Genomic DNA, 20,998 nt, shown 5'->3' on the forward strand with positions numbered 1-20,998 from the left:
TCAAAATTGCATATTTAAAATATGACTGGGCGATCGCTTAAAGCATCTCTAAAAGGAATAGAACAAGCAAACAAAGCTTTAACTCGTAATGCTTTGGGTAAAAAGGCTTTAGCCTTAGAGTTAGGAATAGCTCGATCAACAGTACATAACTTTTTTAGCGGTAAGGCAATTGACCGACTGAATTTTGAAGAAATTTGTAAAAGGCTAGGTTTAGATTGGCAAGATATAGTTACTATTCCAGTTTGCAAATCTCAAACAGAGGAACATCAAAATCCAACATCAAAAAATTATGATTTTGTGGGGCGTGAGGATGCGATCGCACACCTCAACAACCTTGTTAACGAAGGTGCAAAAGTTATTCTAATTCACGCAGAGGGCGGTATAGGTAAAACAACTTTGGCTACAAAATGGTTTGAGCTTCAGCGTTTAGAATATCTTGATCTGCGTGTAGGAAGTACACCCCAAAACCTGAATTCAGTAGAAGATTGGGTAAGAATCAAGCTTATAAATTACTTTAAAGTAAATCCAGAGCAAAATTTTATTACTATGCTGGAGCAATTGAAAATCCAGCTAAAAACTAAAAAAATTGGTATCTTAATTGATAATTTTGAACCTGCTTTAATAAATGGCGAGTTCATAGAACCATATTATAGCTATTATGTAGAACTATTAACCGTACTAGCTGATAAGAGTGTACAGTCGATAACGCTTATCACAAGCCGTGAGCAAATTTATGAGCATACAGTAAAACGTCTTCAAACTTTTACGAATTATAAGTTGGAGGGATTGAAGCAGGAGTCATGGCAACAGTATTTTGAAACTTGCAAAATTAGTATAGATGATGCTGCTCTTAGTGAAATGCACCAAGCTTATGGTGGAAATGCTGAGGCTATGTTTATCCTTAGTCCTGAGATTCTCAAAGAAGCTCAAGGAAATTTAAAAGTTTATTGGCAGGATAACCGTGAAGATATATTAAGACATAAGACTATAGAAAAACTTGTTCAACGTCAGTTTGATAAGCTCAAAAATGATAATGTCCAGGCTTATAAACTTCTCTGTCGTTTTGGATTTTACTCTAATCAAGGAATCAACGTACCAAAAATATGGCTATTTTGTTTGCTTTGGGATGTACCAAAAAATCGGCGACAACGGGTAATTGATGATTTATGCGATTATTCTTTAATAAAAATTCGTGAAAAGGAATATTATCTTCATACATTTATTCGTGCAGCATCTTTAGAAAATTTCAGTTTATTTGTTAATGAATTAAATAACGATCAGCTACCTTTAATTAAACAACAAGTTGATGCAATTTTAGAAGCAGAATCTGAGTTGCAATTATTGCTTGTCTGGGTACAACAAAAATCATCTTCTGTCAAATCTACTTTTAATCAAGCAAGTATTAGAGCCTTTTACTTGTATTTAGCACTTAGTATTAATCATGCCATTTCTCATCTATGCCCTAATCCTATTGTAGCCTTATTTGAAGAAGATTTTAATCCTGAAATAGCTTTTGTTCTAGGTCTAGAATTAACAGAAGAATCTGACAAATTTAATGATATCTATTTTGACCTTGAATTAGCCTATGCTTTTGGTGATTCTCCTAAAAAAACTTATCTTAAGCATTATGCTCTAGAACCTGAATTAGTAAAATTACTTCAAGCCTTGGAGGATAAGATTCTGGACTACAGTACTTCCATGTCTTTCTTGTATGGTGGAAGATATGAAAATTCTTGGCAGGATCATTGGTCAAATGAAGTAAATGATTTAGCTGAAGAATTAAGGTTAATGTTAATTAAATATCGCAATATTGGGCATGAGTGGAAGTTTACAGAAAGGGAACGGTACTTAGTTCAACAGTATTACAATGCTAATAAATTACTTGTGGATTGCCTCAAGAAAGCTTCGGAAACAGTCCGATCGCACATCGAAGACACCCTACTCTTACCCATCGCTGAAATAGAAAAACGACCATTCAAAAATTAAATCAAATAAAGGCGGGTGCGGGGATTGAACCCGCTAATCCCCACAATGGTGGAGACGTAACCGATAACCCTAAATTCTTCGGCCCCGAAAGGCAAGTTGCGAACAAGGATAACCCGCCATGAAGTATGAAGGATAAAGTGTTTCATCCTTTACCCTTCAGCAATCTCTACAATTCACCCGTAGCTAGCATCTGGATGATCCGAGGCGTACCTGGGTCGAACCCTGCCAAATCCCAAGACAGCGAATCTTCAGGATCTACCAAAGTAATTTGGTAAGGTGTCAAGGTGACATACACCGCCTTGACGTTAGGATTTACCTTTTTGCGGTACTCCTTCAGCGCTTGACTTGGATGCTTATACCCAGCCCAACTTTCCGAGTCAGTCCAAAAGCAGACTACATCTGCTTTAAACTTATTCTTAATCATCCAGTCATAAGCTACAGATGCATCCGTTCCACCAAAGTTTTGATTGCTAGCTTTGCGAACCGCAGAACTAAAACTATCTTTGGCAGTGATACCTAATTCCCGGAATTCCGTAGCAAAACCACGAATCATGTAGTTTTTCTCTGCTTTTGCTGTCACCAGTGCCATTGTGGTGGCAATTTCACAGCAAGTCAGTCCCATATCTGCAACCATACTACCCATAGAACCAGAAACGTCTACGGCGTGCATGAATACTTTACCTGTGGGTTGCACAACATCAAAAGACAGTTCAACTGCCTTTTCTAAAATGTCCACAATCCGAGGAACTGGGTTCCAAGTTTTCTTACTGCGTCCTAATGTTCCACCAGATTGATATGTTTTGAGTGCTTTCAAAACATCAATCGGATGGATGCGACCCTTACGCAGATGTTCTCTGCGATTAAGAACTGCTTCCACTTGCAGCAAATTGGCGCTTTCATCGGTTCGCAACACACCCAGTTCAGTTAAAGAACCCAAGTTACGCAACATTGCACCTATTGGCATTTCCTGAAATAGCAGTTGCCAAGCAAGCTTATCCATTTTGCCCACAGGTGCAGCCATTTCGTGGGTTAAGCGTCCTTGGGAAATAGCTTCATGGGTTTGGGTAGGATTCTGCTTCAGCCACTCATACCACCAAATCTGCGCTAACGCTTCTGAGGGGATATCTGCTGGCAATTCTTCCCAGCCTCTAACTACCCACTCAAATAGTTGACGGTGATTTTCTGTAGGCGGTTTGACATGGAACAACCGCAACGCATCTCGGTGGGAGAAGCCTTGACGTTGTTGATATTTCAATAATTGATAAGCTAAACCCTTGACATCTTCCCTTGAGAGCCAAGTTTTACCAGCTTCCCGCACTACTTTGCCAAATCCCCGCAGAGATTTGGTGTAGTTCAACCATTCGTAGAAGTGGCTACCAGTACGGACAACTTGCGGAAATATTTCACCAAACGCCTGTTTTGCTTCTGGTGTTTCACCCATTGATAGCAACACTAAAGCCAAGATAGGCGCACTGTTATTGATGGCGCGTCCATCGCTAGCATACAAAATTTCTTCGGCTACACGGCCAGCATTTTCGGCAACAGCTTGTTTGACAACTGTCACAAAATCTTCTGTTAATTCCTGTTTACCAGCGTAGTAAGTGCTTTTTGCTGTGCCAACCAACAAACAACGGCGCAGCATTTTCCAAATACCAGCATCAAACATCCAGCCGCCAGAACGTCCCTGAACCATTTCTGCTTCTCGTCCGGGGATAGGTTGATTTTGGGGTGTAGTTGTCTTCTTTTTAATGAAAAAATTGTAATTCATCGCTTCATCTCCCGGCCCTTGCGGGCAAAAATGAAAGGTGGCAGAGCAGGATTTGAACCTGCGACATCCGGCTTATCAGGCGATAACCCTAAATTCGTCGGCCTTTTCAGGCAAGGTGTGAACAAGGATGTTTTTCGGCGCTCTATCCAAACTGAGCTATCTGCCACATGAAAATTTTGGACTTCGGCTACGCTCAGTCGAACGATTTTGGATTTTAAATTTATCAAAATTATTTGGTGTAGCGGAGCAGGATTTGAACCTGCGACCTCTCGAACCCTAATCGATAACCCTAATTCGTCGGCCTTTGCAGGCAAGGGGTGAACAAGGATGTTTAGCGCTCTACCTCTGAGCTACCCGCCACATGAAAATTCAAAATTCAAAATTCAAAATTAAAAATTCAGGACTAGATTTGGTGTAGTGGAGCAGGAATCGAACCTGCGACCTCCCGCTTGGCAGGCGATAACCCTCAATTCGTCGGCCTTTTCAGGCAAGGGTTGAATAAGGATGTTTAGGCGCTCTAACCACTGAGCTACCCACCACATGAAAATTCAAAATTCAAAATTCAAAATTCAAAACTAGATTTGGTGTAACGAAGTAGGATTTTTACCTACACCTCCAGAAGTTTGATCGGGGGTGTTTTAGTTATATGCGATAACCCTCGATACGTCGGCCCTTCCGGGCAAGGTGGGCGCTCTGCCATTTGAGCTATTCGCTACTGGTGAAAGCTAACTTCCTCATGAAAGTTGACTTGTATTATTAATGTAGTATGTGTATTATCTGTTGTCAAGGGTCTGACAAGCTAATTTAGAATTATTGCTTTGGAAAGAAAAGCTGATATGTATTACGATCGCCATACATCTCAACCCCCTTCTTTTTTCTGGTAAACACTTTTGCGCGTAGTTTACCGCACTTCGGCAAGGCTCAGTGACCACTGTAGGCATCGCAGACCAATGTTATATGAGCAAAAAGTTAATAAGCCTATAACACTTACTGAATAAAGCTTTTGCCGAAAATTTTGCCGCAACTTTGCCAAACGATACAAAAAAGTGTCTCAATTTTTGCCAATATAATAATATTATTTCCCAAAATTCACTTGGCAAAAATCGGCATGAGTGAGAAACCCATAGAAGGTAACGGTAAGGCTTTTCTCGTTCTACTTTTGCCCATCTCGTTTTTGATTATTTTCCTAGTTGCTACCTGGAGAATTTTACTGGCAGCAATTTTGCTGGTAATTGGCTTCAAGCTTTGGCAGGAATATCAATGGCAACAGTGGACTGTACGAGTTAACCCAATTTTTCATCAGTTAGTTCGCGAAAATCAGGGCAGACTTACGCCAATGGACTTGGCAATCAGAGGCAATTTTCCTGGAACAACGGCAAAACGCTATTTGGATGGTAAAGCTTCGGAATTTGGTGCGAGTATAGTTAACTCTGATGAGGCAGGGCAGTCTTATTACTTTATAACTGCCAGCATTCTCGGCAATATTCTTGATAGTAGTGAGCCTGTTAAAGAACTTCCGGCTCAACCAGTTACTAAAACAGCGCGATCGCTATTAGCACCACCACCAACCCCGCAGGAGGAAGAACCAGAAACTGAATCACTTCCACAACAAACACATGAAGAAACTAAACTATCGCTGGAAAAACAGTTAATTTTTGGCTCTCTGATTCAATCTGAACTTGCTAAACGGCTAAATGTCTATTCCAGTACGGTTTATAAACGGCGAAACGATCCAGAATTTCCTGAGTGGAGTCGCAGCAAAGACCCTGATGGTATTGCCTGGTCATACTCGGAAAAAACTAAAGAGTTTTTCCCAGTGGAGGAAGGATAACAATTCAAAATTCAAAATTCAAAATTAGAATTTTGGAATTTTTGTTTGTAAACCTACAGCTTCGTTGATGGAATTTAATCCGTTTTGTTCTAGCTTGGAAAGTAAACCAGCTAAAATTCGGCGTACCATCAGCGGCCCTTCGTAAATCCAACCTGTATAAACCTGAATCAAGCTAGCACCAGCAGTAATTTTTTCCCAAGCATCTTCTGAAGAAAAAATTCCACCAACGCCAATAATTGGCATTTCTCCTTGAGTTTGCTGCCAAATAAAACGAATTACCTCAGTGGAGCGATCGCGCAATGGTTCACCACTAATTCCGCCTGCTTCTTCCTGGGGTGATTTGCCTGTTTGCTCAATAACCTGGGTTTTCAGTCCATCACGGCTGATGGTAGTGTTAGTGGCGATAAGTCCCGCTAGTTGGTAGGTTTTAGCAAGAGTTATGATGTCAGCGATCGCTTCCCATGATAAATCTGGCGCTATCTTGACAAAAATTGGTTTGTGTGCAGTATTTTCTTGTTGTAATAAATCTAAGATGGCACTGAGCATAGAAGCATCTTGGAGCGATCGTAACCCTGGTGTATTGGGAGAAGAGACATTAACAACAAAATAGTCTCCCAAATCCTTGAGTAAGCGAAAACTATCGAGATAATCCTGTGCGGCTGCTTCTAGGGGAGTTATCTTAGATTTACCCAAATTTATCCCTATGGGTATCGATCGGATTAACTCATGCTTTCCTTGTTCCAAACGTGCCGCCATTGCTGCTGCACCACTGTTATTAAAGCCCATTCGATTGAGAGCAGCTTTATCCAACGGCAAGCGAAACAAACGAGGAGGTGGATTTCCTGGCTGTGCGTGAAAAGTTACAGTTCCTAGTTCTGCAAAGCCGAAACCCAGGTTAGACCAAGTGTCAGCAGCTACTCCATCCTTGTCGAAGCCAGCTGCTAACCCTACAGGATTTGGAAAGTTTAGCCCAAACAAATTTTGTTCTAGACGGGAATCGTACAGACATAAGGACTGCTTTAGGCGTTGGTTTACCCAACTAGCAGGAGGGCTAATATTTTTTTGCGATAGCCAACTAAAACTACGAATCGTCTGCTGGTGTAACCACTCCGGGTCTGTTTTGATCGCATTGAACAAAAGCGGACTAATTGCAAATTTATAAATATCCATTAGCTTTTATTTTTAGAGCTATTGCAGATCATTCCACTTGGGATTGTCTAATTTTCTCGCGGACTAGCTGCTCAAATTGATCCATTGAAGCGATCTCAATTCCAGGTTCATCTTGTAGTCTGTCCATGTATACTTGGAATGCAATCTGGTCTTGTGGATGTTTTTTCACGTAGTCTCTCAATTGCTCTCTGCTCATTGCGGCAAGATTTATATCGGTCATAAAAACCTCACTTTTCCGTTTGGGTAAATTAGCACTTCTATGTCATCGCCAGCCAAGATATAAATTTGGTTGGTTCTCTCATCTAATCTGACTATATTAATTGGCTGAAGTACATTACTTAATCTGACGCAAACTAAGAAAAATTCAACGGTTTGTTTTGCTGTAGGTACTTGTGGGTACATAACCGCTTATTAAGCTGTTCAGGTTCAACATAAAAGACTTGTGGCAATATTACTCAGGGTGCTTTTCTGGGCATCTTATATATTACAAGTTATGTTAACCAATAAATCAGATGGGGCAGCCGCAAAAACCTATAGCCGCCGAACAGCAGATCCTCTCTTTGGGGCGCGTCCTCCAAAGCCTCAGAGAAGAGGATGATGTTGACGTTCTGATTGAAACTACTATTTCTTATCTCAAAGAATTTGACTACAAACTGATTTGGATTGCTCTTTACGATCGCCTGAATCACATATTATTCGGAAAAGGGGGCATCACACCCGATCGCGACATGAGCTTTTTACGCCAAAGAGTTGTTCTCAGTCCTGGGGATTTATTAGAGCAAGTAGTCATTGAACAGCATCCTTTAGGCGTAGCTGATTTGCAAACTGAAATTCGCGCCGCCGAATGGCGAAAAGTTGCCGAAAAATTCCAAATCCAAGGAACGATTATTTTACCGATTCGCTACAAAGACCGTTGTTTGGGCTTGGTATTACTGGGTTCAGAACGCTGGGGCTATCTACTGACAGGAGAAACAAAAGCACGTTTGATGATGGTTTTAGGTGAACTGGGGGCAGTGCTTTATCAAAATGAAATGCACAAGCAGCAAAAGCAAACCAGGCGAAGCGATGAGCCATTATTAGAATTGCTAGAAAATTTACGCACCCTCAGCAACCTGAATCAAAGACTTGAAGCAGCAGTGCAAGCAACTCATAAATTTGTCTCCCCCAGCCGGACAAATGTTTACTGGTTTGAGCGCGAAGGGCGGTACTTTTGGTGTCGAATGAGCAATCAGCTGGTCAAAATGGATCGCAATTCTAGCAGTCAGCAAGCAGCAGGAATGACTGTACAGGACTTGAGCGATTTTTATTATGCTTTGGCAGTTAACCAAATAGTTTCCATTGGTGATGCCCGCAGTTCTTTAAAAAGCCATTTTACGGCTAAATTGCTGCAACGTTTGAAGGTGCGATCGCTTCTGGCAGCTCCAATTTTCTGGCAAAAGAACTTAGTCGGTTTTCTGGCGGTGGAAAGCAATGAACCTCGCATCTGGACTGACACAGACAGAAATTTTGTCCAAGGTGTTGCTGGTTTAATTTCTCTGGTTACACCTACCGAAAGCATGGAAAACACTATCAAACAGATTCAAGACGATGCCCAACTGACTAGCCAAGTTGCCCAAGGTATTTATAGCGAAAATGACCTTCAGACAACTTTACATAGTTGTGCTAAAAGAGTTTTAGCTCGATTAGGTGCTACCCGCTTTTTACTGTTGCAGTATGACCCTGAACAGAAAAATTATCAATTTACTTACCAAAGTCAGCCCCATAATCGTCGACCGTTGACATTTACCCTTCATAGTCTCAAAGAATTAGATGGGCAGCTTTTGCAAAGTTCAACTCAGGCGGTGGAAATTGAAAACTTAGATGAAGATTTACGCTTTTTTAACTGGCGACCCTTGTTGTTAGAGAATGGTGTGCGATCGCTACTTATTTGTAAATGCACTCATGAGCATATACCAGCAGTACTTTTAATCATTACTCATGAAACCCATCGTTTTTGGACAACCCTAGAAAAAGAATTGCTGTGGGCTGTCAGTCAACAGATTGGTGTAATTGTTCGTCAGTGGCAATTACATAACCGCACTACCCAGCAGCAAAAAACTACCCAGGCATTTGAGCAATGCCTACGCATCCTGACACAATCTCAGAACAGCATCGAGGTTGAAAAAAAGCATTTAGAACGTACAGCACTCGAACAAATAGCATCAATTTTGGGTTGTCCCTTAGCGGTAATGCTATCGTGGACACCTGGTCAAAGTTGGGCAGAAATTATTCCTGGAGTGCTTGACAATAGCCAATTTGGGATTTTTTCTGATGCATCTATTTCTATTCAGGCTGAAGCCTTAATTCAGTGGGCACTTGCCACAGAGAGTTACCTAACTTTGAAGACAGATAATTTACCCTCGGAAACCCGGAAATGGTTGAGTATTCCAGAAAAAAGTCAAATTTTTGTCATGGCATTACGTACAAATGCTGATTATGAAACCACAGGTGTAGTCTTGCTAGTAGACTATCAACAGCGTCGTTGGTCAGAACAAAACCTCAGTGCAACAGCAACTTTGATTTCTCAATTAGCCTGGTGGCGTCGTCAAAAGCAAATTACCCGACTTCTAGAATCCACAACCGAGGAATTACGACAACTCAACTGGTACAAACATCGTCGTCTAGAGGAAATTCAAAGAATAACGGCGCACTCCCTGAAACAAATACACGATTTGGGCATTCCTGCAAATGAACTGACTCAGATGCGCTACCAGCTATTGCTACGGCAGTTAGACCATACAACCACCTCCATGAGTGGGATGCTAAAACTTGAACACTGGCAGCTGCATATTAGTTGGGAAACTATGTCCATAGCCAGTTTACTGAAGCGATCGCTCGAACGCATCGAAAATTTACTTAAACAACAAAAGTTGTGGATTGGAGTACATGGTTTGGGACAACCAATTGACGAGCAAGATTCGTCCAAGAACTCTTCATTAGTTAGAGGCGTTCCTCCCTCCAGCGCTCAATCTGCAATGGCGATCGCTGGTGACATTGTCAAAATTGAATTAGTTATCCATGAATTATTGGTTACTGCTTGTAACCGTTCTCAAACCGGTAGCAGAATTGATATTTGGTGTCGCCGTTTAGATGCGTCAAAACCCTTAGATATAAAATATTCTTCTTCTACAACTGGAGGGGCTGAACATCAGACATCCCTAGAATTATCGATCACATATAACGGTGCGATCGAACCACAGCTACTCACAGAACTACATGATAATACACCCAAGGATATACTTGTTCCCTCCAACCTTAATCAACCACCAGCTTTGCATCTGCTGATATGTCAAAACCTCATGCAGGAACTAGGAGGTGAGTTGAATTTCTATCAATTACCAGATAATCGGGTAGTCAGTCGCTTGCTGTTGCCGTTAGCTGTTCATGATTCTTAGTGTATTTTTCAAAATATTAGGACTCATATTTGATTTTTGAAAAATTTCAGTACAACTAAGAAGCCTTCTTTCCCATTACAAGAGTGCCTATTCCCTATTGCCTACTATTGCCTATCTACGCAAATCACTATGGCTACGCTCCCGTGAGGGATACAGAAATCAAAGCAGATTCGTATAAGTGTCTGAAAGTCAGCTTGAGTTAACAACAGACAGATAACTTAGGAATAAGTCTCTGGAGAGATTGACAACACATTTGTTCGCCGAAAGTAGCCTCCCTTTATAGCAAACTGGTTATAATTATCTTCCATCTCTTTCAGAAATCAAATTATCGTATAGACAGTATTTATATGGGACGTGTTCGTTCTAAATCTGACCTACCGACAAAAATTTGCCCGGTATGTCAACGTCCTTTCACATGGCGTAAAAAGTGGCAAGATTGTTGGGACGATGTGAAATACTGCTCAGAACGTTGTCGTCGTCGCCGTTCTGAAGCTCAAAATGAAACTAACTGCAACACAGACGCAAATAGCGCAAGAGATTAATGGAGTTACAGGTGCAACCTAAATTAATTATTCATGGCGGGGCTGGTAGTTCTCTCCACGGTAAAGGAGGATTGGAGGCGGTGCGCCGATCGCTCCATACAGTAATAGAAGAAGTCTATTCTCTGCTATTGTCAGGAGCAGCTGCCTCAGAGGCGGTGGTGCATGGTTGCCAAATGCTCGAAGATAATCCCCGCTTTAATGCTGGTACTGGTTCAGTATTGCAATCTGATGGGCAAATCCGTATGAGTGCTTCTTTGATGAATGGCGCGTTAGGGCGGTTTAGTGGTGTAATTAATATCTCGCGGGTGAAAAATCCCATTGAGTTGGCACAATTTTTACAAAACTCGCCAGACCGAGTGCTATCAGATTTCGGCTCGGCTGAGTTGGCACGGGAAATGCAACTTCCCAGCTATAACGCTTTAACTGATTTGCGGTTACAAGAGTGGATACAAGAGCGCCAGGATAATTTTAAAAGCGCAATGGCTGGCGTGGTAGCAGAACCCGAACTCGTAGAAACCAGCAATGCCGGACGCGGCACTATCGGTGTGGTAGCTTTAGATGCATCCGGTAAGCTAGCTGCTGGCACTTCTACTGGTGGTAAGGGCTTTGAGCGGATTGGCAGAGTAAGTGATTCTGCGATGCCAGCAGGTAATTATGCTACTAGTGATGCTGGTGTTAGCTGTACTGGCATTGGCGAAGATATCATCGATGAGTGTCTAGCTCCCCGGATTGTAGTACGTGTTACTGATGGGATGTCCCTGAAGGAGGCTATGCAGCGATCCTTTGGAGAAGCACACCAGAACAAACGGGATTTGGGAGCGATCGCTTTAGATTGTAGTGGAGCGATCGCTTGGGGAAAAACTAGTGAAATCTTACTCGCCGCCTATCACGACGGCGAAAAAATTGGTGATACTTTGGAATGGAATAATAGTGAATTGATTGGCTATTGTTGAATAAATTCTAGCGCCTGAGTTAAGATTTCTTCCTGGTTAACCATTGCAGCCAATTCTTGGGCTTCATAACGCCCCTCAAAAGCTTCTAGCGCCGCTCTTTTCAGTGCCACTTGATATCCTTGTTGCAGAATATCGATTAATTCTGCCTGATTCAAGTAATAATCACCAGATTTGCGGCGCTTGTTTATTTTGCTGATTTCACGCACTGTATTTTCTATCGAAACATCCAAAGAACGAGTAGAACGTTTTTCGGCCTTTTGTTTAATTAAATGGATGAGCAGAATTACACCATAACTATCAATTTTATTGATTTTGTCACCGAGGCTCATTTCTTCTAACTCATCCACCAACAGCAACGCCTCATGGATTTTGCCTTGTTCTAGAAATTGCCTAAGTTCTAGCAGTTCTTCCATACCAAATTGTGTTTGTCTTGCTTTGATGACTCAAATGGGACAAGCTAAAACTATACAAACCATTAGTACCTTTAGTTGAATCAGCTAATCTGTTGATTTAATTATCGCTTTATTGGCTTTTCTTGCGCCAAGATGGTTTCACCACCTGACGACTACGGGCAATCACCAGAGAATCATCAGGCACATCTTCTGTCACAGTAGAACCAGCTGCGATATAGACATCATTACCCAAGGTGATTGGAGCAACTAAAACGCTATTGGCTCCAGTTTTTGTGCGATCGCCTATTTTGGTACGGTGTTTCTTCACACCGTCATAGTTGGCAGTAATTGTACCTGCACCGATATTCACCTGATTACCAACAACGGTATCACCTATATATGACAGATGTGCCGCGTTTGTGCGATCGCCTAACTGGGTATTTTTCAATTCCACAAAGTTCCCCACGCGGCAACCAGCGCCCACTTCTACGTGACCGCGCAAATGAGCATAAGGGCCAATTCGGCTTCCTGCCTGCACAGTACTATTTGTTACTACTGAATATTGCACTGTGACATTTTCAGCCAACTGGCTATTTTCAATAAAACTCCCTGGGCCAATGTGACAACTTGATTGAATCACTGTATTTCCCCGCAGGTGAGTTTGGGGTTCAATAATTACATCTGGCTGTAATTCTACAGTTTCATCAATGGTGATGCTGGTGGGATCGATGAGAGTCACACCCGCCAGCATCCATTTTTCCTTGACTCGTTTTTGCAAAATCTCGTAGGCTGTTGCTAGTTGCAGGCGATCGTTGATGCCGAGAATTTCTTGGTAATCTTCCACATCCACTGCCATCACTTTTCCCACCTGAGTCACGGCATCGGTAAGATAGTATTCTTTTTGGGCATTGTTCGCCTGTAGGTGGGGCAGTACCTTTGCTAAATCTGGCCAGCGAAAGCAGTAAACTCCAGCGTTAATCCGGTTATTTTGTCTTTGGGCGGTAGTGCAATCCTTGTGTTCGACCATTTGCTGCACAATATTTTCATCGTTACAAAAGACGCGCCCGTAGCCTGTGGGGTCGGGTAGGTGTGAGGTAAGGATGGTGGCAGAATTCTGATTTTGGGCGTGAGTTTGTAACATCTGCTTGAGAGTTTCGCTGCGTATCAACGGTAAATCGCCGTTAAGTATCAGCAAATCCCCAGTGTAATCTTCCAAGTGGGGCAGTAACTGCTGGATGGCATGGCCTGTTCCCAATTGCACAGTCTGTTCGACGAACTCCAAGCTGGGAATTGAATGCATGGCGGCTTGCACTTCCTCAGACTGATATCCGACAATTACAATTCGCCGTGAGGGCGAAAGTGGTTCTACACTTTCGAGAACTCTCTCAACTAGCGATCGCCCACCCAAAGAATGTAAAACCTTGGGTAAGCGTGATTTCATCCGTGTGCCGCGTCCCGCCGCTAAAATTGCTACAACTACCATAAATTAGCTATCAGCTATCAGTAAAATTATGATGAATGCTTTTGGTACTTTAAAATATCGGCTCAAATCATACCAGCTAATCATAGAAGAGTGAAATATAAAAGGAGTCAGAATAACTACTTTTATGAAGAGTGCTGTTAACGGATAGCTAGAGTTAAGCCAGCGCTGAGTGAAAAGATCGGTTACAAAAAAAGTTGCTTTTGTCAAGTACATCAGTACTGAGTAAAGTCAAAAGCGGAGAATATAATACTAATTCGCGCTGATTACAGCAGCTAGAAATTTTTATTCCCTACTCCCTAACTAATCTTTTTCCTGGCACGAGCGAATAAACTCTGCAAACTGCTGCATTAGTTTGGGATTACGCCAACCGGAATCAGTTTCTTTTTGCATTACTGAAAGTGCTTCGGCTGAAGGAAAAGCTTTTTTATAAGGTCGTTCGCTGGTTAGAGCATCATAAATATCAATTAACTGAAATACTTGTGCCAGGTAGGGAATATCATCCCCCTTGAGCCTATCAGGGTAGCCTGAGCCATTCCAGCGTTCGTGGTGATGACGAATAATCGGAATTACACCCCGCATACTGCGTAGTGGCTGGCAGATTTTTTCTCCAATCAAAACGTGCTGCTGCATAATCTGCCAATCTTCGGGGGTGAGTTCGCCTTTTTTCAGCAGGACTGCATCGGGAATGCCCACCTTACCAATATCGTGGAGATAGCCACCCCACCTCAAATCTCGGATTTGGTAGCGTGAGAGGTTCAGATATTCACCGAAAAATTGTCCTAGATCCACCAGGCGTTCGCAATGGTTGCCTGTATTGGGATCGCGACTTTCAATGGACATGGCAATGGAAAATAGCACTTGTTCGGCATGGTCTAAATCTTCGTTCAGACGTTTCTGCCGTACCAAAGATTTTACACGCGCCGACAGTTCCACACGATCAAAGGGTTTGGTGAGAAAATCATCTGCCCCAACTTCAATTCCCCGAATGCGCGATCGCCTGTCATTTAATGCGGTAATAAAAATCACCGGGATTAGCCTAGTCTGCTCATCCTGTTTGAGTAATTGGCACACTTCAAATCCATCCATTCCTGGCATCATCACATCCAGCAAAATCAAATCTGGTTGTTTTTGAGTTACCAATCCCACAACAATGGAACCACTTTCCGCCTCAATTACTTCGTATCCTTCCATCCCCAAGAGGGCAACAGCAGTCATCCGACTGGCGGCATGATCGTCAACGACTAAAACCTTTGGCGGATCTAAATCAAAGCCATTCACTTTAGAACCTTTGGCTTGTAGTGTTCTAGAAACCAATGAACCATTACCACAATTAACATCAGTTTTTATCCAAGAAGACGCTGCTTGGCTATCTTTAAGCATAAGGTCTTCTTGAGATAAGTCTAAAGAACCCTCCGCATTTTGCAATTCTACGGCATGATTTGAACCAATACTCTTCACTATGCTAATAGGGTTTGACCCACTAGCAATTTCTTCTGTAAAGCCTGTATGGTTGGATTTCCATTGAATCACAAAGGCACTCCAAGTTTTTGCACAAGTTAACAGTGTTAGATTTCAACAACGAAAAAATTTAATATTCGACTGTATCTGAGCCAGAGTTTCCATAGGAATTATGCATGATGTCAAGCTGCCTATCTAAGTTTTTCGCAGCATGTATTTCTTCTGTTACGAACAAGTTGTATCTTGTTGTCACATTTTTTGCTTCTAATTCCAGTATGATCAATTGGTACAAGTGTTAAATCAGGTTTTTTACGGAGATTTTATAACCTAGCGGCATCAGAAAGCGTTAAATTTCTTGCTTTATTTGAGATATCGGGTTTTGAGTTTTAAGTTTTTATGGTAATCATTAGGTTTATATAATATGTTTTTACTTACTCAGTTATAGCAATACTCAAGTATCCTTCATTACTGTGTAATATTAAATACTATCATAGTATCAAACTATTTGGTTAAAATCAAGCTATTTGGTTTGTACAAACTTCTTGCCTGAGTATCTGGAAAAAAATCAGAAAATTTGGCAAAAAAATGTCTAACTTTTCTGAAATTAAGGTCTGAGAATCAGGTTTGCAGTTGCTTCACCTAATAGCTCGTCGTAGACATCGCAAGCGAACTACAAACTAGTTCCCATAAAATCCTTGCCTTGTGTTCCTAACAGCCACCTTTTTCGCCAATGGGAAGTAGGTTCCAGGGAAGAGGCTTGTTGTTCTTGTTGTCGCCGCATAATTATGACTTCGGTTGGATCGCTCAATTGAGGATCGCGATAGGGAATAGCGGCACGAGTTAGTAAATGTTCTTTTTCAGGTTGTGAGAGGGTGGTGAGTACGGACTGGCTTTTAGACTCAGTACTTCTAGAATGTGCTGCTAGAGTACCAGGCGATCGCCTTCCCACGGGAGGGGTAGAACCTATCACTAAGCCAGCAGACAAAAGTGCTGTGCGTACAGCAGCAGAACAAGAATAGGTGGCTAATAAACCATCTGCATATAAACACAATGATAGCTGTTTAATAAACTCAACAGTCCATAATTGAGGACATTGAGGTGGTGAAAAGGGGTCGAGGAAAATTGCATCTGCAAAGAAACCCAACTGATGTACTAAGCTAATCGTGGTTCTAGCATCGCCAATTAGTAGCTTTGCTTTCAGGCAAGGTGTTTGCACTTGATGCTCAAAAGCTAGCTCTTTCAAAATTTCAATATAGTTACAGTTCCAATTGTCGAACAAGTGATGAGCGATCGCGGCTTGTGGCACTGCTGGATTCAGTTCTAAACCGATGACTTCAACATAACAATTGGGATTCACTGCCCAAATTGTCTGCAAAGCAGCAGCTGTGTTATATCCTAGACCATAACAAACATCCAATAGTCGCAAGACTGGTTTTTGAGCGGCTGTAGCCAGTTGAGTAGGTTCGACAAACTTAGAAAAACTCTCCTGCTGCGCTCCATAATGGCTATGAAAGGATTCACCAAACTCTTGAGAGACAAAGGTGAAAGAACCATCCCCTGTTAACTTAGGTGTAAAATTCTCTAAGTTTGACATTTTACAAAAAACTAAATAATTACCAATATTTTTCAGGAGTCTTGTTAGCGGGGCGTTTAGCCCGTGCTGTGTGCTAAGTAGAAAATCTAACTTAAAGCAGAATTCAGAATTCTGAATTCAGGAGTAAAACACGCTTTCTACCTGGGTAACAGACGCGAGCTTGTGTACCTCACTTTCCTTAAAATCTGCTGTATTTACTCAGAACTCCCATAAAGAGGAAAAAAAGAACTGTTTTACCCAATGCCCTATGCCCAATTCCCAATTTGTTGTTTCGCCAGCTTGGCTGTTTGAACATCTAGAAGATCCGCAAGTCGTTATTGTGGATTGTCGCTTTTCTCTAGCCGATCCACAACTAGGAAAACAACAGTACCAAACAAGTCATATAGAAGGATCATATTACCTAGATTTGAATCAGGATCTTTCCAGTCCAGTTGGTAAGCATGGCGGGAGACATCCTTTACCTAACCCCAATGATATAGCTAAAAAATTGGCAGCAATTGGGGTAAATTATCAAAAAACTTTAGTTGTGGCTTATGATGATTCGCGCTTTGCTTTTGCGGCTCGTCTATGGTGGCTATTGCGCTATCTAGGACATGAGCAAGTAGCTGTACTGGATGGAGGTTTTGCTGGATGGCAAAAAGCTGGCTATTCTGTTACAAATATTATTCCTTCCCCGCGAATGGGTACGTTTGTAGCTCAAGTACAAACGGAAAAGGCGGTAGATATTATAGCAGTGAAAAGCCAGAAAGATAACCCTAATGTAGTATTAGTAGATTCAAGAGAAAGCGATCGCTATCGAGGTGAACGAGAGCCAATTGATAAAATTGCTGGGCATATTCCCGGTGCGATCAATTATCCTTGGCAAGAAGTTACAGACTCTTCCGGCTACCTACTCCCTCAAGAAGAACAACGCCGTCGCTGGGAAAAGCTAGAAACAGCTGAAGAAATCTTGGTTTATTGCGGTTCTGGCGTTACTGCTTGTGTGAATTTGCTTTCTTTAGAATTAGCTGGCATTCGCAAGGGTAAACTTTATGCTGGTAGCTGGAGTGATTGGATTTCTTATTTATAGTCATTGGTCATTGGTTTTTGACAAAAGACAAATGTCAAAACTGACCTAATTGCAAAGTGTAATTAATACTAAAGAACCAGCCATCAAAATCAATGTTTTCGACGGTTGAACTACCTAAACTTACTCCAGCCTGCATGTTCATATTAATGCTATCGGATATTTGGTAATTTAAGTACCCGAATAGCCGATAAAATTGATCTTCTCGCTCGCGCTGTGTAAAGTCTGATAAGCTCATTTGGTAGCTAACACCAACCTGGAGAGGCTTTTGCAAGTAGTAGTTTAGAGAAAACCAAAAGGTATTGATTATCCGATTACGGCTTGAAGGTTCAGCAAAATTTACACTCAATTCGTAGAGGCTATCTAGGGTTAATTTTGGAGTTAATGGGTCTCGCCGTCCGAAAGACAGTTGCAGGGAATTCTCGTTTAAAAAGCGATCGCCTGCTTTGAAGCTAGCTAGGCGATCGCTGTTGTTGGCATAAAATAACTGTTGATTACTCCAGCTGATTTCTCCAAACATTCGCTGAGATAACTGCTGGTAAATACTGAGATTAAATCTCACCTGGTTGTAATGATATTGTGACTGATTTATATAACGAATCAAATTGCCATCAATTGAGCCGTTTAAAAAAGTTTTAGATCCTAAAGGGAAATATGCAGAGGTTAGTGTCAGTCCAGAAAAAATTAAACCATCTTCTATGGGACTATGATTTGACGAAAAAATGTTACTCGTTTGGAAGTAGCCGACACGGCCATATAGAGAGCCTATGGGTTTAAACGTAGATACTATGGGTTGTTCTATCGGTGGTAGCTGCTGTTCTAGGGGCCTTAACCGCACCCGCAATCCCAATTCGCGATCGCTCTCAGACTCAGCTTGCTCTTTTGGCGATCGTAGCAGCTGTATTAACCTTTTTAGCCTTTGGGAGTAATTTATCTCAGGTGGATTTAATAGTTGCTCTTTTGAATCTGAAGGAGATATAGGCAAATTACTTGGCTGCGATTCTAGCTGTGGCGGGTCATCTTGCTTTTGAGTATCTCCAGGTGCTTCAGTTCGACCAGGGGTTTGAGTCGTTTCTGGTGTTTGCTGTGTCAGATTAAACGGCATCTGAGAGTCTAAAGGACGCGACTCATTGGATTGCTTGCACAAAGAGTTAATTGTCTCTTGCTTTAAATTCTGACATAGCTGCCCATCAGTTACCTGTATACTTGCTAAATTTTCAGAACGCCAAATATCTCTATTTGCAGATTCTACCGCATCTACTCTTATGCAATACCAGCTTCCACCACTGGATGCTAACAAAATACAAAAAAACAAATTCTTCCAGTTTTTGAGTCGCATCTGGTTAGATCGCGCCGATCGCATTTGGCAAATGTAGACCCACAAGCTGTATCCGAAGTTCCGCTTCAGAACATACAATTGAATGCATCTATTTTAGCGTTGTAGGTATATACTGAAACTACAAACTAAAATTGCTGCTTTTCGGATTTTTTCCTATATTGTTTTGTCAAACTGAAATGCCCGATAAAATTTTTGCTGAAATTTAATGAAATATAGCCATTGAGTAATCTCACAACAAATCCCTAACAATTTTTTATCATGTATAACTGATAACTCTATGAGTGAAATGATTAAAAAGGATTATATGTAAAGTACTACTTATTTAAAAAATTGTATCAAATACAAATTTTTAAATCTGCTATAGGACTCATATTTGATTTCTGAAAAAATTCAGTACAAATCAAAGAGGTTTATTGACTGTTGCTTATTGTCTATTGCCTCTTACCTCTTACCTACTACGCAAATAATTATGGCTATGCTCCCGTGAGGGATACAGAAATCAAAGCGGATTGCTATAGAGACTTTATGTCACACAATGTCAGCTTCAGAAATAAAACTTAAAGAAACTAAATACATATTAGGAATCCGATTTGATTCCTGAAGTTGCTTAGAGAATAAATAAGGAACAAGAATGAAGCAAATAGATGCTTACTTACTAACTTTTTTGATAAATCAAAGAAATCAAATATGAACCATCTAGTTTATTTATTATGTATTAAATTCAAATAAAATTCAAAATAATTAACCTAAAAAACTCTAACAATTAGCATTAACTTAAAGATTTAATTGTTTTGAAATTATTTGAAGCTTAAAAATTATCAAACTATGTTTTATAAATCGTTTCCATTATTGGTAATTGGTTTATGGGGATTTATAGTACTGCCTTTGCCAAATCGGGTAAGTGCCATAACTCCTCTAACGCGAGCAGAGATTCAAGACCTCCGCAACATCGTACAACTGATACCCAAAGATAAGTTGAAGAAACGCCCTGCACGCAAATTAGATGCAATGAGTCCTGGAGATGGGTTGTCAACTGGTCGAGCTTCCCTAGCAGATTTGCGTTTCAATGATGGCTCTTTGGCACGAGTTGGAGAACAAGCGTTATTTCAATTTTTGCCGAAAACTCGTGATTTTAAACTGTCAAATGGGACTGTGTTGCTGCTTATCCCGCCAGGAAAGGGGCAAACACGTATACAAACACCAAATGCAGCAGCAGCAATTCGTGGTTCAGCATTATTTGTACGCTACGACCAACAAACAGACACGACGATTGTGGGTGCGCTGACAAATAGCGGTATTGAAGTTTCTAACAAGGAAGCTTCTGAAACTCGGGTGCTGGAAGCAGGGCAAATGGTAATTATAATCAAAGGTGAATTTCAGAGATTATATGATTTTGATCTGAGAAATTTTTATGAAACAAGCCAACTGGTTCGGGAACTGGATTTGAACAGGCAAAGCCCTGTGCCTACAGCTGATCGTGCAATCACCAGTGTTCAAGCCGAAACTGCTGCGGCTTTGAAAGCACAGCCACCGATAAAAGGCGAGGGAGTAATTGAAAATCCCTCTTTTGTGCGGCTAACTCCTACACCCGTAACCTCAACAGAGACAAAACCCGTAACCTCGACTGAGACAACATCCGTCACTCCAACTCAGACAACGCCTGTAACCTCGACTGAGACAACACCCGTCACTCCAACTGACTCTCCAAGCAAATAAAACTGCTAATGGGGTTACGAGATGCTCTGTGAAAGCTAAACGCCTTTCGTTTTGTCATAATTTTGCATAAGCCCTGTGGGATTTAACTGCTTCAACACAGTAGCCCAGACTTATGCCCGACACCAGAGGCAGAAGCATGACAAATAATTGTAGTTACTGCGCCTACAGTTACTAAAGCAAAAAGTGATATTCCCTACGACCAGATAGCATCTGCTAACGCTAGATTAAATCAAGGACAGGACTTACACAGGGTTCACCAGATATCC

At 41.4% G+C, this 20,998-nt stretch carries 16 protein-coding genes and 4 tRNA genes; 7 read left to right on the top strand and 13 right to left on the bottom strand.

What is annotated here, in order from left to right; translation table 11 throughout:
• The first annotated feature begins 21 nt into the window (after window positions 1-21).
• Window positions 22-1,986: an NACHT C-terminal helical domain 2-containing protein gene (locus RMX98_RS07110; protein ID WP_322678003.1), complete on the top strand. Its 1,965-nt coding sequence runs from the start codon at window positions 22-24 to the stop codon at window positions 1,984-1,986.
• 166 nt (window positions 1,987-2,152) lie between these two features.
• Here the strand turns inward: RMX98_RS07110 and RMX98_RS07115 are convergent, their stop codons facing one another.
• From RMX98_RS07115 to RMX98_RS07135, 5 genes are all read right to left on the bottom strand, one after another.
• Window positions 2,153-3,754, bottom strand: a complete 1,602-nt coding sequence (locus tag RMX98_RS07115; protein ID WP_322678004.1) for a TROVE domain-containing protein — start codon at window positions 3,752-3,754, stop codon at window positions 2,153-2,155.
• A 37-nt stretch (window positions 3,755-3,791) separates the two neighbouring features.
• Window positions 3,792-3,920 (bottom strand) — tRNA-OTHER (locus tag RMX98_RS07120).
• 68 nt (window positions 3,921-3,988) lie between these two features.
• Window positions 3,989-4,115 (bottom strand) — tRNA-OTHER (locus RMX98_RS07125).
• Between the two features lie 49 nt (window positions 4,116-4,164).
• Window positions 4,165-4,294 (bottom strand) — tRNA-OTHER (locus RMX98_RS07130).
• Between the two features lie 42 nt (window positions 4,295-4,336).
• Window positions 4,337-4,470, bottom strand: a tRNA-OTHER gene (locus RMX98_RS07135).
• Window positions 4,471-4,862: 392 nt separating this feature from the next.
• On the opposite strand from RMX98_RS07135, the gene RMX98_RS07140 reads away from it, so the two are divergent.
• A complete protein-coding gene (locus tag RMX98_RS07140) occupies window positions 4,863-5,585 on the top strand; it encodes a hypothetical protein (protein WP_322678005.1) in 723 nt (240 codons plus the stop codon).
• Between the two features lie 24 nt (window positions 5,586-5,609).
• Here the strand turns inward: RMX98_RS07140 and RMX98_RS07145 are convergent, their stop codons facing one another.
• Genes RMX98_RS07145 through RMX98_RS07155 form a run of 3 tightly spaced genes read right to left on the bottom strand, consistent with a single transcriptional unit; the run spans window position 5,610 to window position 7,157 of the window.
• The gene (locus RMX98_RS07145) at window positions 5,610-6,755 is read right to left on the bottom strand and encodes a quinone-dependent dihydroorotate dehydrogenase (RefSeq protein WP_322678006.1); all 1,146 of its coding nucleotides are present in this window, start codon (window positions 6,753-6,755) and stop codon (window positions 5,610-5,612) included.
• A gap of 28 nt (window positions 6,756-6,783) precedes the next feature.
• Window positions 6,784-6,975, bottom strand: a complete 192-nt coding sequence (locus tag RMX98_RS07150) for a DUF6887 family protein (protein ID WP_322678007.1) — start codon at window positions 6,973-6,975, stop codon at window positions 6,784-6,786.
• Window positions 6,972-7,157: a DUF6888 family protein gene (locus tag RMX98_RS07155; protein WP_409880741.1), complete on the bottom strand. Its 186-nt coding sequence runs from the start codon at window positions 7,155-7,157 to the stop codon at window positions 6,972-6,974. The genes RMX98_RS07150 and RMX98_RS07155 overlap by 4 nt, the downstream gene beginning before the upstream one ends.
• A gap of 110 nt (window positions 7,158-7,267) precedes the next feature.
• Here RMX98_RS07155 and RMX98_RS07160 point away from each other — a divergent pair, with 110 nt between their 5' ends.
• The 3 genes from RMX98_RS07160 to RMX98_RS07170 all read left to right on the top strand — a co-directional run bounded on the left by RMX98_RS07160 (window position 7,268) and on the right by RMX98_RS07170 (window position 11,684).
• The gene (locus RMX98_RS07160; RefSeq protein WP_322678008.1) at window positions 7,268-10,189 is read left to right on the top strand and encodes a GAF domain-containing protein; all 2,922 of its coding nucleotides are present in this window, start codon (window positions 7,268-7,270) and stop codon (window positions 10,187-10,189) included.
• Between the two features lie 347 nt (window positions 10,190-10,536).
• A complete protein-coding gene (locus RMX98_RS07165; RefSeq protein ID WP_322675267.1) occupies window positions 10,537-10,731 on the top strand; it encodes a DUF2256 domain-containing protein in 195 nt (64 codons plus the stop codon).
• Complete coding sequence (locus tag RMX98_RS07170) at window positions 10,731-11,684, top strand: isoaspartyl peptidase/L-asparaginase (RefSeq protein WP_322678009.1); 954 nt, start codon at window positions 10,731-10,733, stop codon at window positions 11,682-11,684. The genes RMX98_RS07165 and RMX98_RS07170 overlap by 1 nt, the downstream gene beginning before the upstream one ends.
• Here RMX98_RS07170 and RMX98_RS07175 read toward each other — a convergent pair.
• The 4 genes from RMX98_RS07175 to RMX98_RS07190 all read right to left on the bottom strand — a co-directional run bounded on the left by RMX98_RS07175 (window position 11,675) and on the right by RMX98_RS07190 (window position 16,611).
• The gene (locus RMX98_RS07175) at window positions 11,675-12,097 is read right to left on the bottom strand and encodes a DUF29 family protein (RefSeq protein WP_322678010.1); all 423 of its coding nucleotides are present in this window, start codon (window positions 12,095-12,097) and stop codon (window positions 11,675-11,677) included. The two genes, RMX98_RS07170 and RMX98_RS07175, sit on opposite strands and share 10 nt — an antisense overlap.
• A 109-nt stretch (window positions 12,098-12,206) precedes the next feature.
• Window positions 12,207-13,559: a bifunctional UDP-N-acetylglucosamine diphosphorylase/glucosamine-1-phosphate N-acetyltransferase GlmU gene (gene glmU, locus RMX98_RS07180; RefSeq protein WP_322678011.1), complete on the bottom strand. Its 1,353-nt coding sequence runs from the start codon at window positions 13,557-13,559 to the stop codon at window positions 12,207-12,209.
• Window positions 13,560-13,859: 300 nt separating this feature from the next.
• Window positions 13,860-15,089: a two-component system response regulator gene (locus RMX98_RS07185; protein ID WP_322678012.1), complete on the bottom strand. Its 1,230-nt coding sequence runs from the start codon at window positions 15,087-15,089 to the stop codon at window positions 13,860-13,862.
• A 598-nt stretch (window positions 15,090-15,687) separates the two neighbouring features.
• Window positions 15,688-16,611 carry a tRNA (5-methylaminomethyl-2-thiouridine)(34)-methyltransferase MnmD gene (locus RMX98_RS07190; RefSeq protein ID WP_322678013.1) on the bottom strand — a complete coding sequence of 308 codons (924 nt, stop codon included), beginning with the start codon at window positions 16,609-16,611 and terminating at the stop codon, window positions 15,688-15,690.
• 247 nt (window positions 16,612-16,858) lie between these two features.
• Here RMX98_RS07190 and RMX98_RS07195 point away from each other — a divergent pair, with 247 nt between their 5' ends.
• Window positions 16,859-17,680 (top strand): sulfurtransferase, encoded by an 822-nt coding sequence (locus tag RMX98_RS07195; RefSeq protein WP_322678014.1) that lies wholly within the window; start codon window positions 16,859-16,861, stop codon window positions 17,678-17,680.
• Between the two features lie 34 nt (window positions 17,681-17,714).
• On the opposite strand, the gene RMX98_RS07200 is transcribed toward RMX98_RS07195, so the two are convergent.
• Window positions 17,715-19,016 carry a hypothetical protein gene (locus tag RMX98_RS07200; protein WP_322678020.1) on the bottom strand — a complete coding sequence of 434 codons (1,302 nt, stop codon included), beginning with the start codon at window positions 19,014-19,016 and terminating at the stop codon, window positions 17,715-17,717.
• Window positions 19,017-19,841: 825 nt separating this feature from the next.
• Between RMX98_RS07200 and RMX98_RS07205 the strand changes: the two genes are divergently transcribed.
• Window positions 19,842-20,732 carry a FecR domain-containing protein gene (locus RMX98_RS07205; protein ID WP_409881259.1) on the top strand — a complete coding sequence of 297 codons (891 nt, stop codon included), beginning with the start codon at window positions 19,842-19,844 and terminating at the stop codon, window positions 20,730-20,732.
• The last annotated feature ends 266 nt before the right edge of the window (window positions 20,733-20,998 follow it).

This window comes from Nostoc sp. DedQUE02 (genome assembly GCF_034531035.1).
GTDB lineage: Bacteria > Cyanobacteriota > Cyanobacteriia > Cyanobacteriales > Nostocaceae > Nostoc.

Bases quoted from the DNA above. Each gene is read 5' to 3' on its own strand.
- RMX98_RS07110 (WP_322678003.1), top strand. From the start codon at position 22: ATGACTGGGCGATCGCTTAAAGCATCTCTAAAAGGAATAGAACAAGCA.
- RMX98_RS07160 (WP_322678008.1), top strand. From the start codon at position 7,268: ATGGGGCAGCCGCAAAAACCTATAGCCGCCGAACAGCAGATCCTCTCT.
- RMX98_RS07155 (WP_409880741.1), bottom strand. From the start codon at position 7,157: ATGTACCCACAAGTACCTACAGCAAAACAAACCGTTGAATTTTTCTTA.
- RMX98_RS07150 (WP_322678007.1), bottom strand. From the start codon at position 6,975: ATGACCGATATAAATCTTGCCGCAATGAGCAGAGAGCAATTGAGAGAC.
- RMX98_RS07140 (WP_322678005.1), top strand. From the start codon at position 4,863: ATGAGTGAGAAACCCATAGAAGGTAACGGTAAGGCTTTTCTCGTTCTA.
- RMX98_RS07200 (WP_322678020.1), bottom strand. From the start codon at position 19,016: ATGCGACTCAAAAACTGGAAGAATTTGTTTTTTTGTATTTTGTTAGCA.
- RMX98_RS07170 (WP_322678009.1), top strand. From the start codon at position 10,731: ATGGAGTTACAGGTGCAACCTAAATTAATTATTCATGGCGGGGCTGGT.
- RMX98_RS07165 (WP_322675267.1), top strand. From the start codon at position 10,537: ATGGGACGTGTTCGTTCTAAATCTGACCTACCGACAAAAATTTGCCCG.
- RMX98_RS07190 (WP_322678013.1), bottom strand. From the start codon at position 16,611: ATGTCAAACTTAGAGAATTTTACACCTAAGTTAACAGGGGATGGTTCT.
- RMX98_RS07205 (WP_409881259.1), top strand. From the start codon at position 19,842: ATGTTTTATAAATCGTTTCCATTATTGGTAATTGGTTTATGGGGATTT.
- glmU (WP_322678011.1), bottom strand. From the start codon at position 13,559: ATGGTAGTTGTAGCAATTTTAGCGGCGGGACGCGGCACACGGATGAAA.
- RMX98_RS07195 (WP_322678014.1), top strand. From the start codon at position 16,859: ATGCCCAATTCCCAATTTGTTGTTTCGCCAGCTTGGCTGTTTGAACAT.
- RMX98_RS07175 (WP_322678010.1), bottom strand. From the start codon at position 12,097: ATGGAAGAACTGCTAGAACTTAGGCAATTTCTAGAACAAGGCAAAATC.
- RMX98_RS07145 (WP_322678006.1), bottom strand. From the start codon at position 6,755: ATGGATATTTATAAATTTGCAATTAGTCCGCTTTTGTTCAATGCGATC.
- RMX98_RS07115 (WP_322678004.1), bottom strand. From the start codon at position 3,754: ATGAATTACAATTTTTTCATTAAAAAGAAGACAACTACACCCCAAAAT.